The organism is Escherichia sp. TW14182 (assembly GCF_000208525.1).
GTDB classification, from domain to species: Bacteria; Pseudomonadota; Gammaproteobacteria; order Enterobacterales; family Enterobacteriaceae; genus Escherichia; species Escherichia ruysiae.
Map to the genome: position 1 here is coordinate 1 of NZ_AEJZ01000379.1, position 1,820 is coordinate 1,820.

The 1,820-nt window shown below is 54.8% G+C and carries 2 protein-coding genes; both read left to right on the plus strand.

Features of this window, described 5'->3' with window-relative positions:
* The first annotated feature begins 160 nt into the window (after positions 1-160).
* Positions 161-1,396 (plus strand): molybdopterin molybdotransferase MoeA, encoded by a 1,236-nt coding sequence (gene moeA / locus EQY_RS0122060; protein ID WP_000397342.1) that lies wholly within the window; start codon positions 161-163, stop codon positions 1,394-1,396.
* Positions 1,396-1,820, plus strand: a 425-nt coding sequence (locus EQY_RS0122065; protein ID WP_000829241.1) for a ThiF family adenylyltransferase, incomplete at its 3' end; no start/stop codon positions are given. The genes moeA and EQY_RS0122065, both read left to right, overlap by 1 nt.

The window sequence follows — 1,820 nt, forward strand, 5'->3', positions numbered from 1 at the left end:
CTAAATCAGTAAGTTGGCAGCATCACCCAATTTTTGAATATAGAAAGATGTATATGGCATGTAAAGGCAGGAGCCCGCTCTACGACCGAGGTGGCATACAGTCCGTGGCGTTTTTCTGACATAATAGGCGGATTCGATTTTGCCCCGCAGGAGTGTTTTCATGGAATTTACCACCGGTTTGATGTCGCTCGACACCGCGCTTAATGAGATGCTTTCTCGCGTTACCCCTTTGACTGCTCAGGAAACGCTGCCACTGGTTCAGTGTTTTGGTCGTATTCTGGCGAGCGATGTGGTTTCGCCGCTCGATGTCCCTGGATTTGATAACTCGGCAATGGACGGCTACGCGGTTCGTTTAGCCGATATCGCCTCCGGGCAACCGCTGCCCGTTGCTGGCAAATCGTTTGCCGGGCAGCCGTATCATGGGGAATGGCCTGCTGGCACCTGTATTCGCATTATGACCGGTGCTCCGGTGCCGGAAGGCTGTGAAGCTGTGGTGATGCAGGAACAGACCGAACAAACAGATGCAGGAGTGCGTTTTACCGCTGAAGTGCGTAGCGGGCAAAATATTCGTCGTCGCGGTGAAGATATCTCTGCGGGTGCGGTTGTTTTCCCGGCGGGGACTCGCCTGACTACCGCAGAGCTGCCGGTGATTGCTTCACTGGGAATTGCCGACGTTCCGGTGATTCGCAAAGTGCGTGTGGCGCTGTTTTCCACCGGTGATGAACTCCAGTTGCCAGGTCAGCCACTGGGCGACGGTCAAATCTACGATACCAACCGTCTCGCCGTACACCTGATGTTAGAACAACTGGGTTGCGAGGTGATCAACTTAGGGATTATCCGCGACGATCCCCACGCCTTGCGCACAGCATTTATTGAAGCCGACAGTCAGGCGGATGTAGTGATCAGTTCTGGCGGTGTTTCGGTTGGTGAAGCGGATTACACCAAAACCATTCTCGAAGAGCTGGGCGAAATCGCCTTCTGGAAGCTGGCGATTAAACCGGGTAAACCGTTCGCGTTCGGTAAACTCGGCAATAGCTGGTTCTGCGGCCTGCCGGGTAATCCGGTTTCAGCAACGCTGACATTCTACCAACTGGTACAGCCGTTACTGGCAAAATTAAGCGGCAACACCGCCAGCGGCCTGCCTACGCGCCAGCGTGTACGCACGGCTTCTCGCCTCAAGAAAACGCCTGGTCGTCTTGATTTCCAGCGTGGTGTGCTGCAACGCAATGCCGACGGCGAACTGGAAGTGATGACCACCGGACATCAGGGTTCCCATATATTTAGCTCTTTTAGCCTCGGCAACTGCTTTATCGTGCTGGAACGCGATCGCGGCAATGTTGAAGCGGGCGAATGGGTGGAAGTCGAGCCGTTTAACGCGTTGTTCGGAGGCCTGTAATGGCGGAACTCAGCGATCAGGAGATGCTGCGCTACAACCGGCAAATCATCCTGCGTGGTTTTGATTTTGACGGCCAGGAAGCGTTGAAAGATTCTCGCGTGCTGGTCGTCGGCCTCGGTGGACTCGGCTGCGCAGCCTCGCAGTATCTGGCAAGCGCCGGTGTCGGCAACCTGACGCTGCTCGACTTCGACACGGTTTCGCTCTCGAATCTGCAACGCCAGACGCTACACAGTGACGCTACGGTCGGGCAACCGAAGGTTGAATCTGCCCGTGATGCACTGGCACGGATCAATCCACATATCGCAATTACACCAGCGAATGCGTTACTTGATGATGCTGAGCTTGCTGCGTTGATTACTAAACACGATCTGGTGCTCGACTGTACGGATAACGTTGCGGTACGTAATCAACTGAACGCAGGCTG